The sequence below is a fragment of the Lysobacter sp. SCRH-1R genome, from assembly GCF_057747855.1.
Genome location: NZ_CM173227.1, coordinates 2,511,508 through 2,524,418, shown reverse-complemented (window position 1 = coordinate 2,524,418; position 12,911 = coordinate 2,511,508). Strand labels below are relative to the sequence as shown.

The 12,911-nt window shown below is 69.2% G+C and carries 11 protein-coding genes; 4 read left to right on the top strand and 7 right to left on the bottom strand.

Translation table 11 applies throughout. From position 1 onward, the window contains the following. Nucleotides 1-14 precede the first annotated feature (14 nt). Nucleotides 15-1,193, bottom strand: a complete 1,179-nt coding sequence (locus AC3ANK_RS11425) for a serine hydrolase domain-containing protein (RefSeq protein ID WP_484171212.1) — start codon at nt 1,191-1,193, stop codon at nt 15-17. Nucleotides 1,194-1,363: 170 nt separating this feature from the next. Between AC3ANK_RS11425 and AC3ANK_RS11420 the strand changes: the two genes are divergently transcribed. Further along, nucleotides 1,364-1,711: a YciI family protein gene (locus AC3ANK_RS11420; protein WP_206860918.1), complete on the top strand. Its 348-nt coding sequence runs from the start codon at nt 1,364-1,366 to the stop codon at nt 1,709-1,711. A gap of 24 nt (nt 1,712-1,735) precedes the next feature. Here AC3ANK_RS11420 and AC3ANK_RS11415 read toward each other — a convergent pair whose 3' ends face one another. Then, nucleotides 1,736-3,142: a cation:proton antiporter gene (locus AC3ANK_RS11415; protein WP_484171211.1), complete on the bottom strand. Its 1,407-nt coding sequence runs from the start codon at nt 3,140-3,142 to the stop codon at nt 1,736-1,738. A gap of 229 nt (nt 3,143-3,371) precedes the next feature. Continuing rightward, the gene (locus AC3ANK_RS11410) at nt 3,372-3,782 is read right to left on the bottom strand and encodes a hypothetical protein (RefSeq protein ID WP_484171210.1); all 411 of its coding nucleotides are present in this window, start codon (nt 3,780-3,782) and stop codon (nt 3,372-3,374) included. A 126-nt stretch (nt 3,783-3,908) separates the two neighbouring features. Between AC3ANK_RS11410 and AC3ANK_RS11405 the strand changes: the two genes are divergently transcribed. Then, nucleotides 3,909-5,360 carry a pyridoxal phosphate-dependent decarboxylase family protein gene (locus AC3ANK_RS11405; protein ID WP_484171209.1) on the top strand — a complete coding sequence of 484 codons (1,452 nt, stop codon included), beginning with the start codon at nt 3,909-3,911 and terminating at the stop codon, nt 5,358-5,360. A 600-nt stretch (nt 5,361-5,960) separates the two neighbouring features. Here the strand turns inward: AC3ANK_RS11405 and AC3ANK_RS11400 are convergent. Beyond that, nucleotides 5,961-6,338 carry a response regulator gene (locus tag AC3ANK_RS11400; RefSeq protein ID WP_206860914.1) on the bottom strand — a complete coding sequence of 126 codons (378 nt, stop codon included), beginning with the start codon at nt 6,336-6,338 and terminating at the stop codon, nt 5,961-5,963. Between the two features lie 126 nt (nt 6,339-6,464). Between AC3ANK_RS11400 and AC3ANK_RS11395 the strand changes: the two genes are divergently transcribed. Together AC3ANK_RS11395 and AC3ANK_RS11390 are read left to right on the top strand one after the other, a co-directional pair. Next, the gene (locus AC3ANK_RS11395; protein ID WP_484171208.1) at nt 6,465-9,134 is read left to right on the top strand and encodes a PAS domain-containing protein; all 2,670 of its coding nucleotides are present in this window, start codon (nt 6,465-6,467) and stop codon (nt 9,132-9,134) included. A 658-nt stretch (nt 9,135-9,792) separates the two neighbouring features. Next, nucleotides 9,793-10,560, top strand: a complete 768-nt coding sequence (locus tag AC3ANK_RS11390) for a TerC family protein (RefSeq protein ID WP_206860911.1) — start codon at nt 9,793-9,795, stop codon at nt 10,558-10,560. A 164-nt stretch (nt 10,561-10,724) separates the two neighbouring features. Here AC3ANK_RS11390 and AC3ANK_RS11385 read toward each other — a convergent pair whose 3' ends face one another. The 3 genes from AC3ANK_RS11385 to AC3ANK_RS11375 form a co-directional block, all read right to left on the bottom strand. Continuing rightward, nucleotides 10,725-11,297, bottom strand: coding sequence for a mechanosensitive ion channel family protein (locus AC3ANK_RS11385; RefSeq protein ID WP_206860910.1), 573 nt, complete (start codon nt 11,295-11,297; stop codon nt 10,725-10,727). Between the two features lie 34 nt (nt 11,298-11,331). After that, nucleotides 11,332-12,198 (bottom strand): SDR family oxidoreductase, encoded by an 867-nt coding sequence (locus AC3ANK_RS11380; protein ID WP_206860909.1) that lies wholly within the window; start codon nt 12,196-12,198, stop codon nt 11,332-11,334. Nucleotides 12,199-12,379: 181 nt separating this feature from the next. Continuing rightward, nucleotides 12,380-12,853, bottom strand: coding sequence for a VOC family protein (locus AC3ANK_RS11375; protein ID WP_484171207.1), 474 nt, complete (start codon nt 12,851-12,853; stop codon nt 12,380-12,382). Between the last annotated feature and the right edge of the window lie 58 nt (nt 12,854-12,911).

Sequence of the window (12,911 nt, the reverse complement as noted above, 5' to 3'; positions counted from 1 at the left end):
GATCGCAGCAGCGCCTACTTCACCCGCGCCGCCAACACCTTCCCGATGAACGTATCCAGCGCATCGCCACGATCGATCCACCGCACCACGATCAGCAGATCGTTGTCGCGATCGATGTACACGATGTTCTGCCCGTTGCCGCGGAAGGTCACGCTGCTTTCCGGTGCCGACGGCAGCGACTTGCGGCCGGTATTGAGGAACCAGTTGCAGTAGCCGTATTCGGGGTTGTCCGCGCCGGGCGTGCGCGCCTTGGCGATCCATTCGCGCGAGACGATCTGCGTCCCATCCCATTGCCCGTCGCGCAGGAAGAGGTAGCCGAAGCGCGCCAGGTCCCAGGCATCGATGAACATGCCGCCGCCCCAGTGGCCGCCGCCGGACACCGACTGCATCTTCTGCCCGTCCAGTTCGACCCACGAATTGCGGTAGCCGTGCCAGCGCCAGCGCGTGCTCGCGCCGATGGGTTCCATCACGTGTTCGCGCAGCACGTCCGGCAGCGGGCGACGCCACACCTGCAACGCGGCCAGCGCGAGCACGTTCACGCGCACGTCGTTGTACATGTAGTGGGTGCCGGGCGCGTGGCGTTCGCGGTTGGGCCATTGTTCCGGCGGACCGGACGGACGATCGCCCCAGTCCGGCTTGCCCCACAGCGTGCCCTGCCAGTCGCTGGTCTGGCGCAGCAGGTGCTCCCAGGTGATCGGCGCGTTGTGCGCGGAGGCGAACAGATCCACGTCGCGCGGCATGTACTCGGCGGCACGATCGTGGGTGTCGCGGATCAGCCCGCGCTGCCACGCCACGCCGACCACCGTGCTGAGGAAGGTCTTGGTGACGCTGTGGCTCATGTCGACGCTGCGGGTATCGCCGAACTCGGCGACCACCTTGCCGCGATGGATGATGATTCCGTTGAGCCCGGCGCGAACGGCCGTCGGGCCGATCTGGCCTTCGAAGAACGGCTCCTTGGCGCCGAAGCTCCGCGCCAGCGAGATCGACTGGTCGCGCGGCTCCTTCGCTTCGTGGGCGAGGGCGTAGTCGACCGCCTCCTGCAACCGCTTCGGATCGAACCCGCCCTGAGTCGGCGCCACGCGCGCCCACGCTCCGCGCGGCGGGAAATAGCCGCCCTGGGCCCAGGCGGTGCTGGCGAGCAGCAGCCAGAGCAGGACGAAGGCGCGGGCGTGGAGGGCGGCGGGTCGGGGCATCGGGCGCGTCGCAGGGCGGGCGGAAGGGATCGCCGCAGCATACCGGCCCGTGCCGCGCGCCATTGCGCACGGTTTGTCGATTCCGCGCGTGGCCGCTCGTCGATCCCATCGAAGGCACGCTTCCACGCCGGCATCGACGGCGGGCGCGCCCTTCCACCCAAGGAGCTCCCATGCGATTCCTGTCCCTGATCCGCGTCGACGAGAACACCGGCCAGGTGCCCAGCCAGCGGCTGATCGACGAAATGACCGTGCTGATCGAGCAGATGCGCGCCGCCGGCAAGCTCGTCGACACCGGCGGCCTGCAGCCGACCGCGAAGGGTCGCCGCGTGCGGCTGCACAACGGCAAGCTGTCCAGCATCGACGGCCCGTTCACCGAATCCAAGGAAGTGATCGGCGGTTACGCGATCCTGGAAGCGGCCGACCTGGACGAGGCCACCGAGCTCACGCGCCGCTTCGCCGCGCTGCACGGCGACGAGTGGAACATCGAATGCGAGGTTCGGCAGATCGAGGAGGCGTAGGAGCCGTGGAGTCCCGGGCGCCCGCTACGGCGTGCGCGTCCCGGATTCCGCGTTCCTGCCCGCGCGTTTCTCGATCAGGTCCAGCAGCGGGCCGGTCATGGCGGTGGTCACCAGCGCCATGACCACGAGCACGGCGAACAGGCGGTCGCCGATCAGGCCGAGCTCGTAGCCCAGGTTCAGCACGATCAGCTCCATCAGGCCGCGCGTGTTCATCAGCGCGCCCAGCCGCATCGCGTCGACGTTCGGCATGCCGGCGCTGCGTGCGGCCACCCACGTGCCCGCGCCCTTGCCGATCGTCGCCACCGCGATCACGCCCAGGCCGAGCAGCACGTCGGCGGCCTGCCACCCGTCCACGCGCAGGCGCAGGCCGGTCATGGCGAAGAACAGCGGCAGCAGCAGCGAGATCGCGAACGGCTCCACGCGTTCGACCAGCAGATGGCGCAGGCGCGCGTTGCCCGACACCGCGATGCCGGCCAGGAACGCGCCGAACAGCGCGTGGATGCCCAGCGCCTCGGTCGCCAGCGCGCACGCCAGGGCGAGCAGCAGCAGGCCGATGAGCGCGCGGCCTTCGCGTTCGGCGGGGATCTCGCGTCGCGCGATCCACGGCCGCGCCAGCGCGAGCACCGCGGTGGCGAACAGCAGCGTGCCGGCCAGGCTCACCGCCGCCATCGTCCACCCGCTGGCCTGCACGGTCGCGACGATCACCGCCAGCAGGCACCACGCGCTGGCATCGCCGAGCGCGGCGCAGGCGATCGCGATGCGCCCCATGTCGCTGCGCGCGATGCCGCGGTCGGACAGGATCCGCAACAGCACGGGAAACGCGGTGATGCTCAGCGACACGCCCAGGAACAGGGCGAAGCTCGCGAAGCCCACGCCCTGCGGCGCGTGATCGGCGAACAGCGCGAAGGCCAGCAGCACGCCGCCCAGGAAGGGCAGGGCGATGCCCGCATGGCTGACCAGCAGCGCGAAGCCGCGCCGCCCGTTGAGGCTGGCCATGTCCAGCTCCGCACCGGCGACGAACAGGAACATCAGCACGCCCAGCTGGCTCACCATGCCGAGCGCGCCCAGGCTCTCCGGCGCGAACAGCCAGCCCTGCGCCTGCGGCGCGACGGCACCGAACAGCAGCGGCCCGAGCAGCAGCCCGGCGGCCATCTCGCCGATCACCGCCGGCTGCCCGAACCGCCGCAGCAGCCAGCCGGCGCTCTTGGCCACGCACAGCACGACCAGCAGCTGCAGGAGGAAGCGCGAGAGCGGGGAGGTCAGCGGACCATGCGTGGTGCCTGGCGTCGTCGATGGCGCGGCGGTCGATACATCCGGCATCGGCAGTCCGTTGCGCGCGACCACCACCGCCACCACCAGCGGCACCACGACCAGCAACAGGTAACGCCATGGGAACTTGGGCTGCATGCGGTGCGGGTGCGGCAGGTCCATCAGGCGCTCCGTCGGCCGTTCGAGGGACTATAGCGGTTCATGCCGTCCGCTTCCCCTTCGTCATTCCCATCCTTTCGTCATTCCAGCGAAAGCCCATTCTGCTTTTCCGGCTTTGCGTCGCACTGACGGTGACGAAGCAACAGCGCAGCGTCCTGTGGCAATGGCGGTTCACCGTTCCCGCTTCGTTGCCCCTCACCCCGATCCTCTCCAGAAGGGAGAGGGGTCGAAGCTACCTCCGATCCACCACCAGTCGCGCAAGCTTCCTCGGCGCAAGCGCGCAATAGCTGTCAACGACATGCCGCTCCACGTCGTCCCACTCGGTGCGATCGTCCAGCGTCATCCCCGCGATGTCCGGCCACCAGCGCGGAAGGAAATACGGGGCGCGCGCCAAACGTCCGATCTCCGCCGCCGCGCGCGGCGTGCGGAAGGTCAGCACGCAGAGCGGGCCGTCCGATGCGGCGGCCTTCGCGTAGGCCGGGGGCCAGCCATCGGCGATCATCACCACGTGCGCGAAGTTCTTGTGCGCCACGCACCAGCGCGTGCCGGTCCACGCGGCTTCCTCCACCGCCTCGGGCAGGTCCAGGCAGATCGCCCGCAGCCGGTCGACCAGCGCCTGCGGCGGTGAGGGATGCCTGGCCATTCGTCCGATGCCCGCGTGCGTCACGCGAAGGGTACGCCCCACCGGCGCCGCGGCACGACGCGGATTTAACGGTCCCGTCCGCCAGCGCGCCCTATGCTGCGGCCTCGCCCCGAGGAGCCGCGTGCCATGGCCACCGATCCGCTTCCGTCCAGCGATCCGCTCGCGTCGAGCGCCTTCCAGTCGGCCGTCTTCGACGAATACCTCGACAACGCCCGCGCCCATGCCGCGCAGTACCTGCGCCGGCTGCCCGATCGCCACGTCGGCGCGCGCGCCTCCCGCGAGGAACTGCTGTCCGCGCTGCGCATCGCGCTGCCCCGGCAGGGCGACGAAGGCGGCGACGTGATCGACCTGCTCGCGGGCCAGGCCGAACGCGGCGCGGTCGCGTGCAGTTCGCCGCGCTATTTCGGCTTCGTGATCGGCGGTGCGTATCCGGTCGCGCTGGCGGCGGACTGGCTGGTGTCGACCTGGGACCAGAACGCCGGTATCTACGCGATCTCGCCGCTGGTGTCGGTGCTGGAGGAAGTGGCCGCGCAGTGGCTGCTGGACCTGTTCGACCTGCCGCGAGGGGCCGGCGTGGGCTTCGTCACCGGCTGCCAGATGGCGAACTTCACCTGCCTGGCCGCCGCGCGCCATCACCTGCTGCGCCGCGAAGGCTGGGACGTGGAAGCCGACGGACTGCAGGGTGCGCCCCGGCTGCACGTGGTCGCCTCGGCCGAATCGCACGTCACCATCGACGTCGCGCTGCGTTACCTCGGACTGGGCACGCGTTCGGTGCATCGCGTGGAAACCGACGCGCAGGGACGCATGAACGCCGAGCGCCTGCGCAAGGTGGTCGCGTCGATCGAAGGGCCGATGGTCGTCTGCGCGCAGGCGGGCAACGTGAACACCGGTGCGTTCGATCCGCTGCGCGAGATCGCCGACGTGGTGCGCCAGCGCGGCGCGTGGCTGCACGTGGATGGCGCGTTCGGATTGTGGGCACGCGCGAGCGCGTCGTTGCGCGTGCTGGCCGACGGCATCGAACTGGCCGATTCCTGGGCCACCGACGCGCACAAATGGCTCAATGTGCCTTACGACTGCGGCGTGGCGATCGTCCGCCATGCGCAGGACCATCGCGATGCGATGACCTCCGCCGCGCCGTACCTGATCCAGACACGCGGCGAGGAGCGCGACGCGGTCGACTGGGTGCCGGAGTTCTCGCGCCGCGCGCGCGGCGTGCCGGTGTACGCGACGCTGCGCGCGCTCGGGCGCGACGGCGTGCAGGACCTGATCGACGGCAACTGCGCACGCGCGCGGCAGATGGCCGACGCGCTGCGCCAGGTCGAGGGCGTGCGTGTGCTCAACGACGTCGTGCTCAACCAGGTGCTGGTGCGCTTCGGCGACGACGACGAGCTCACCCGCGCGGTGATCGACGGCGTGCAGCGCGACGGCACCTGCTGGCTCGGCGGCACGACGTGGCAGGGGCAGGGCGCCATGCGCATCAGCGTGTGCAATTGGGCGACCAGCGAGGTGGATGCGGAGCGCAGCGTGGCGGCGATCCTGCGGGTGTTCCATTCGCTGCGTACGAGCGTGGCGGGGTGAGGCGGGAAACGCGCCAGCTTCCGTAGCCCGGGTAAGCGAAGCGCACCCGGGGTGAGACGTGGCCAGCTCCCGGGTGCGCTTCGCTTACCCGGGCTACCAATGCCGGGTGGGAAGGAGTGAGAAGGGACGAGAAACGGCAACGCCGCTCTTCCCTGTTTCCCGCTCATCTCCACTCGTTCCTGGTCCTGATCCCCCGCGCCGCACGCGGATTCAATTCCCGCACCCGCTTCTGTAGCCCGGGTAAGCGAAGCGCACCCGGGTGAGACGTGGCCAGCTCCCCGGGTGCGCTTCGCTTACCCGGGCTACCAATGCCGGGTGAGGAAGGAGTGAGGGGGAACGAGAAACGAGCAAAGCCCTCTTCCCCGTTTCCCGTTCCTCTCCACTCGTTCCTGGTCCTGCCCCCCGCGCCGCATGCGGATTCAACTCCCCGCTTCTGTAGCCCGGGTAAGCGAAGCGCACCCGGGGTGAGACGTGGCCAGCTCCCCGGGTGCGCTTCGCTTACCCGGGCTACCAATGCCGGGTGAGGAAGGAGTGAGGGGAACGAGAAACGAGCAAGGCCCCTCTTCCTCGTTTCCCGTTCCTCTCCACTCGCTCCCGGGCCTAATCCACCCGCGCCACGTGCGAGTTCAACTCCCGCACCAGCTCCGCCAATCCCACCGGTTTGCGGCAGCGCGGAATGTCGATGTACGCGGCCGGCAGCGCGCTGTCGTCGTAGCCGGTGAGGAAGAGCATGGGGACGCCCCGGCTGCGCAGGGCTTCGACCACGGCGAATGAGGTTTCGTCGCCGAGGTTCACGTCGAGCAGGGCGCCGTCGAGCGCGCCGGCCTGGGAGATCCCGTGCAGGGCGCCCTGCACGTCGGGGTAGGGGCCGACGATGGTCGCGCCCTCCAGTTCCAGCGCCTCCTGCAAGCCCGAGGCGAGGAGGTAGTCGTCCTCCACCAGCAGCAGGTGGAGGCCGCGGAGACCTGCATGGCGCATGGGTGCTCTCCTCGGACGCCCGGGCATTGTTCGCGAGCAAAAGTTAATGCGGCGAGAGGACACCGCATTCACGCAGCGCCACGGTACAGGAGCGGAAGGTGTCCGGATCCCGCCCGGAGCGCTCCCGTGACCGTCCAGCCCGTCCCGACGCGGGGCACGGAAGCCTCGGGGTTCCTCGGCGTCGCGCTGGCCGACGCCGGCGACCGCCGCCGCGCTGCGTGCGTCGCCGGCGTGCTGCTGCTGGCGTTCGCGGCGACCGCGCCGTTCGCGCGCATCGCGCTGCCGGCGGTGCCGACCTTCGTGCCCGCCTACGACGCGGCGGTCATGGTGCTGGCGTCCATCGCCGCGGTGATGCTGCACGCGCAATACCGCGACCTGCACCAGCGCGGCTTCCTCTGGCTCGCGTGCGGCTATCTGCTGAGCGCGATGTTCGCGCTGCTCCACGGGCTGAGCTTTCCGGACGCGTTCGTCAGCGGCAGCCTGCTCGGCGGCGCCGAGACCGCGCCGTGGCTGTGGATCTTCTGGCACGGCGCGATGCCGCTGTTCGTCATCGCCTACGCCTTCGCGGGCCCGGCGCGCGAGGACGACGTCGGAAAGCCGCTGCACCGCATCGCATACCCGGCCACGGTCGGGATCATCGCGACCATCGCGCTCGCGCTGGTGTGGATGGACGACCAGTTGCCGAAGCTGCTGCTGAAGACCCGGTACCGCGCGCCCACCACGCCGTGGATCGGCGGCACGGTGTGGGCCGTGCACCTGGCCGCGATCGCGCTGCTGGTCTGGCGCACGCGGCTGCGCCGGCTGCTCGACCTGTGGCTGTGCGTGACGCTGGTGGCGGCGGTGATCGAACTCGCGCTCAGCGGCATGATGATCAGCGCCCGTTACCAGCTGGGCTTCTACGTCGGCCGCGTGTACGGGCTGATCGGCACGCTGGTGATGCTCGCGCTGCTGCTGCGCCACGCGCTGCTGCTGCAGGCGCGGATGGTGCGCGCGGCGCAGGCGCTGCACGACAGCGAGCGCCGCTATCGCGACCTGTTCGACAGCATGGGCGAGGCGTTCTACATCGGCGAGGCGCTGACGGACGAGCAGGGCACCGTGGTCGACCTGCTGTTCCTGCAGGAAAACCCGATGGCGCGGCGTTACGTCGGGCGCGATATCGCCGGGCGGCGGGTGTCGGAAATCGCGCCGGACTTTGGCCGGGAATGGCTGCCCGTCGTCGATGAAGTGGTGCGTACCGGCCGCGAACGCACGCTCGAACGTCCCTCGCCGCGCACGCAGCGCCATTTCCGCTACCGCGTCTTCCGCCTGAAGGGGCAGCAGAAGCAGGTCGGCATCCTGTTCCAGGACATCAAGCCGCATCGCGACGCGGAGAAGGCGCTGCGCGACAGCGAGGAACGCTTCCGCCAGTTCGGCCAGGCGGCCTCCAGCATCCTGTGGATCCGCAACGCCGACACGCTGGAGATGGAGTACGTCAGCCCGGCGTTCGAAACCACCTCCGGACGCCGCTGCGAGGACGTGGTCGGCCACGGCTTCAAGGCGTGGCTGGCGATGGTGCACCCGGACGATCGCCATGCCGTGTGCAGCACGGTCAGGCGCGTGCAGCAGGGCGAGCGCGTGGAGCACGAGTTCCGCATCCTGCACGGCGAGAGCCGCGAGGAGCTGTGGATCCAGAGCACCGAGTTCCCGATGCGCGACGCCGCGTGCCGGCTCAACCGCATCGGCGGCATCGCCCAGGACGCCACGCTGCTGAAGAAGGCGCAGTTCCGCCTGCGCGAGAGCGAGGACCGGCTGCGCAGCGCGATCGAGGTGGGCCGGCTGGCGACGTGGGACTGGAACCTCGCGACGGGCGAGGTCGCCTGGTCGGACGAGCACTACCGCATCGAAGGCTATGCGCCGGGCGAGGTCGTGCCCAGCTACGAGGCGTGGATCGCCCGCGTCCATCCGGAAGACCGCGAATCCGCCGAGGCGGCGGTGCGGCAGGCGATGCTCACTGGCGGCGAATACGCGCGCGAGGTGCGTTTCCTGCACCCGGACGGTTCGGTCCACTGGGCCAACGCGCGCGGGCGCTTCTTCTACGACGTGGCGGGCAAGCCGGTCCGCATGGTCGGTTCGATGCTCGACACGACGCATCGGCGCGAGTTCGAGGAAGCCCAGCGCGTGCTGGTGGCCGAACTCCAGCACCGCACGCGCAACCTCATCGCGGTGGTGCGCGCGATCGCCGACCGCACGCTGCGCGAGAGCACGGACATGGACCAGTTCTCCACCGCCTTCAGCGAACGGCTGGGCGCGCTGGCGCGCGTGCAGGGCCTGCTGTCGCGGCTGAAGGAGGGCCAGCGCGTGACCTTCGACGAACTGCTGCGCATGGAACTGGCCGCGCACCTGGATGCGCAGGACGGCTCGCGTTTCGAGCTGTCCGGGCCGGACGGCGTGTCGTTGCGGTCCTCCAGCGTGCAGCCGCTGGCGCTGGCGATCCACGAGCTGATCACCAACGCGGTGAAGTACGGCGCGCTGAAGGACCCCGGCGGCTGCCTGCGCATCGCCTGGCACGTGGAACTGGAGGACGGCCGCCCGTGGCTCCACGTGGACTGGCGCGAGAGCGGCGTGGTCAGTTTCGCCACCGGCGCGACATCGCCCGGCGGCGGCGCGGGCCGCGAGCTGATCGAGCGTGCGCTGCCGTACCAGTTCGGCGCGCGCACGCATTACGAGCTCACCGAAGCCGGCGTGCACTGCACGATCGCCATGCCGATATCGCGGCGCGAAGCGACGTCATGGCACGGTCATGACGGGCGGTTATGAAGTCATTCGCACGCGCCGCCACGGTGACGGCGCGGCGAATGATTGCTTCGCCACGGCTTAACCTCCCTGCCGTGATCCTGTGCCTCCGAAACGACAGGTTCTTCCCCCATGGCCACCCGCAAGCCGCCGACTCCTTCCCAGGTGCCGGGCGCGACCCCGTCGCCCCGTCCACGCGCGCGGGTCGTGCGCCTGCCATGGCGGGAGGAAGTGCGCAAACCGACGCGCGCCGATCGCGCGGAGCATCAGTTGCGCTTGCGTCGGCTGAGTGCCGGGCAGGCGTGACGGCCTGGGAACGAGCGGAGACGAACGAGAAACGAGGGCGCCGTTTCGTCGCCGCATGAACAGGAGCGCGAAACGAGAGCGAGGCGCTCCACTCGTTTCTCGTTCCTCTTCCCTCGTTGCTCGTGTCTCCGTTCCCCTGCTACGATCGGCCCGGAAGGGGAGTAGCTCCATCGTGCTGTAGCCGTCATTACGGGAGGTTCCGCAAGGGAATCGTCCCCGGCGCAGCAGCAGGCCACGCGGCCTGCGGGCAAGACCTTCGCCGTAACACCCACGGCGAAGGTGCGTCCGCAGCGGACTGGTCCGGTGACCCGACCAGCCGCCGATCCAGCGGATGCGTTCGCGTCGTGGGCCCCGCCCACCGAACCGAACGTATCCGATGGAAACCCTCCTGAATCCCGAAATCTGGATCGCCCTGGCCACGTTGACGGCGCTCGAGCTCGTGCTCGGCATCGACAACATCATCTTCATCTCCATCCTCTCCGGGAAACTTCCGCCGCACCAGCGCGACAAGGCGCGCAGGCTCGGCATCGCGCTCGCCGCGATCACGCGCCTGGGCCTGCTTCTGACCATCGCGTGGATCGTCGGCCTCACCGCGCCGCTGTTCTCGGTGTGGGGCCATGAGTTCTCGTGGCGCGACCTGATCCTGATCGGCGGCGGCCTGTTCCTGATCGCCAAGGCCACGCACGAGATCCACCAGAAACTCGAAGGCGCCGGCCAGCACGCCACGCCCGGCGGCGCGCTCGGCGCCAGCTTCATGGGCGTGATCGCACAGATCATGGTGCTGGACATCGTCTTCTCGCTGGACTCGATCATCACCGCCGTGGGCATGGTCGACGAGCGCTGGGTGATGGTGGCCGCGATCCTGATCTCGATCGTCTTCATGCTGGCCTTCGCCAAGCCGATCGGCGATTTCGTCGAACGCCATCCGACGGTAAAGATCCTTGCGCTGAGCTTCCTGATCATGATCGGCCTGGTGCTGATCGCCGACGGCTTCGGCCAGCACATCAGCAAGGGCTACATCTACACGGCGATGGCCTTCTCGGTGTTCGTCGAGATGATCAACCTGTGGATCCGCAGGCGCGAAGCGCGGAAGGTCGAACCGGTGAAGCTGCGCGAGCGGTTCGAGCAAGCGCAGCAGGAATAAGCGCGTTTGCCTACTTCCTCCCCTGCGATGCAGGGGAGGGTTGGGGTGGGGTGAAGTGACGCCGTATCGACTGGTGCAGGAACAATGCGCGCCCTATTTCGGCACCGCGCCGCATGTCGCGCCCTCACCCCAATCCCTCTCCCGAAGGGAGAAGGGCCAACAGCTCACCCTGCCTCCCGCCATCGCCGGATCGACCGCTGGAAAAACTGGCTGTTCGGAATCTGCAGCGTCGTATCCGGCGCGTCCTCGCGGATTTCCTGCAGCGTGGTGTAGATGAGGTTGATGTCCACCACGCGGCCCTTCAGCCCCGGCTTCTCGCCGTTCTCCAGCAGCTCGATCACGTCGTGCAACCGGAACGGGCGCGCGGTGAGGATCAGGAACGTGCAGAAGATGTTCGACAGCACGCTCCATGCCGCGAAGAACGCCACCGCCGCCACCGCGGCGAAACCGGTCAGCGCCGTCCACAGCACGCCGGCCGAGACGCCCAGCCGTTGCAGGATCAACAGCGTCGCCGCGACATAGATCACCGTGCCGACCAGGCGTCGCGCGCCGATGGTCATTTCCGGCGGCAACTCGTAGCGCGTGCACACGCGGTTGAGCAGCTTGCGCAGCGACAGCCGCAGCAGCCACGCGGCGGCGAGGATCAACGCCGCTTCGCCGAGCGGCACGATCAGGTCCGCCCATTCGCGCACCCACGGCGTGCTGGAGAAATGCCCGGCGGGCGAGAAGACGTTCATCGCGCGCCTCCCGCGCGCGCTGCGCCGGCAACGGTCAGAACATCGGCGCCCCGCCGGCCACGGTCAGCAGCGCGCCGGAGGTGTAGCTGGCCGAATCGGCGGCCAGCATCACGTAGGCCGACGCGAGTTCCGCCGGCTGGCCCGGCCGCTTGAACGGCACCGATTCGCCGAAGTGCTTCACTTCCTCCTCGTCCATGCCGGCGGGAATGAACGGCGTCCAGATCGGCCCCGGCAGCACCGCGTTGACGCGGATCTTCTTCTCCGCGAGCAGGCCCGCCAGGCCCAGCGTCATGTTCGCCAGCGCGCCCTTGGTGGACGCGTACGGCAGGATGTTCGGCGAAGGCTTTTTCGACTGCACGGAAGCGGTGTTGATGATCGATGCGCCCTCGCGCATGTGCGGCAGTGCGAGGCGCACCAGGTTGAACGGCGCGTGCACGTTCGTGTCGAAATGTCTGGTCCATTCCTCCAGCGTAATCTCTTCCAGCGACTGGTAGTAGCGCTGGTACGCGGCGTTGTTGACGAGCACGTCGATGCCGCCCAGCGCCCCGGCGGCCTGTTCGATCATCGCCTCGGCCTGCGCCGGGTCGCTGATGTCGCACGCGTAGGCCGTGCCTTTCGTGCCGGCCTTCTCGATCAGTCCAAGCACGTGCCCCGCGTCGTGCTCCTCGCTGGGCAGGTGCACGATGGCAACGTCCGCGCCCTCGCGCGCGAAGGCGATCGCCACCGCGGCGCCGATGCCGCTGTCGCCGCCGGTGATCAGCGCCTTCTTGCCCTTGAGCAGGCCGTGGCCGACGTAGCTTTCCTCGCCGTGATCGGGTTCCGGCTCCATCCTCGCGGTCTTGCCCGGAAACGACTGCTGCTGCGGCTTGAACGGCGGACGGGGGTAATCGGGCACGGCCATGGCATCCTCGCGTGGGTGTGGAGGGATGCAGTGTCGGGAGATCGCCGTAAGCGGCCCGAGAAGGCGGACGGGGCGGCCGGCGACGCGACCTTTACGAGCGGAAGGAGCGAGCGGAGAAGAACGAGAAACGAGTCGGCGCCTTTACTCGTGTCCCACTCCTCGTTTCGCACGCCTGTCTTCGTCACTCGTTACCGCTCCACCGCCGCGCCCATTCCTCGCCACGACGCCGCATCTCGTCCTCGTCCACATCCTCGACGTGCGTGCCGAGCATCCAACGGTGCCCGAACGGATCCACCACGGTGCCCATGCGGTCGCCCCAGAACTGGTTCTCCACCGCCTGCAGCACGCTCGCGCCGGCCTTGATCGCGCGCTCGAACACGGCGTCCACGTCATCCACGTAGACCAGCAGGCTGCCCGTGGTGCCACCGCGCGATTCAGGACCCAGCGCGTCCCATTCGGGGAATTCGTCCGAGAGCATGAAACGCGCATCGCCGATGCGCATCTCCGCATGCGCGACCTTGCCGCCGGCTTCCAGGCGGTACGTTTCCTTCGCGCCGAAGGCCTTCTCGTAGAAGGCGATCGCATCGCGCGCATCGCCGACGACGATGCCGGGCGTGATGCGCTGGTAACCGGGCGGAATCGGATCGACGGCCATGACGCGCGCTCCCGGACGGGGAGCGCCAGCATGCGCGCGCCCGCGTGAAGGCGCGAAC

Coding starts and splice junctions, on each gene's coding strand:
- AC3ANK_RS11425 (WP_484171212.1), bottom strand. CDS start 1,193: ATGCCCCGACCCGCCGCCCTCCACGCCCGCGCCTTCGTCCTGCTCTGG.
- AC3ANK_RS11420 (WP_206860918.1), top strand. CDS start 1,364: ATGCGATTCCTGTCCCTGATCCGCGTCGACGAGAACACCGGCCAGGTG.
- AC3ANK_RS11415 (WP_484171211.1), bottom strand. CDS start 3,142: ATGGACCTGCCGCACCCGCACCGCATGCAGCCCAAGTTCCCATGGCGT.
- AC3ANK_RS11410 (WP_484171210.1), bottom strand. CDS start 3,782: ATGGCCAGGCATCCCTCACCGCCGCAGGCGCTGGTCGACCGGCTGCGG.
- AC3ANK_RS11405 (WP_484171209.1), top strand. CDS start 3,909: ATGGCCACCGATCCGCTTCCGTCCAGCGATCCGCTCGCGTCGAGCGCC.
- AC3ANK_RS11400 (WP_206860914.1), bottom strand. CDS start 6,338: ATGCGCCATGCAGGTCTCCGCGGCCTCCACCTGCTGCTGGTGGAGGAC.
- AC3ANK_RS11390 (WP_206860911.1), top strand. CDS start 9,793: ATGGAAACCCTCCTGAATCCCGAAATCTGGATCGCCCTGGCCACGTTG.
- AC3ANK_RS11385 (WP_206860910.1), bottom strand. CDS start 11,297: ATGAACGTCTTCTCGCCCGCCGGGCATTTCTCCAGCACGCCGTGGGTG.
- AC3ANK_RS11380 (WP_206860909.1), bottom strand. CDS start 12,198: ATGGCCGTGCCCGATTACCCCCGTCCGCCGTTCAAGCCGCAGCAGCAG.
- AC3ANK_RS11375 (WP_484171207.1), bottom strand. CDS start 12,853: ATGGCCGTCGATCCGATTCCGCCCGGTTACCAGCGCATCACGCCCGGC.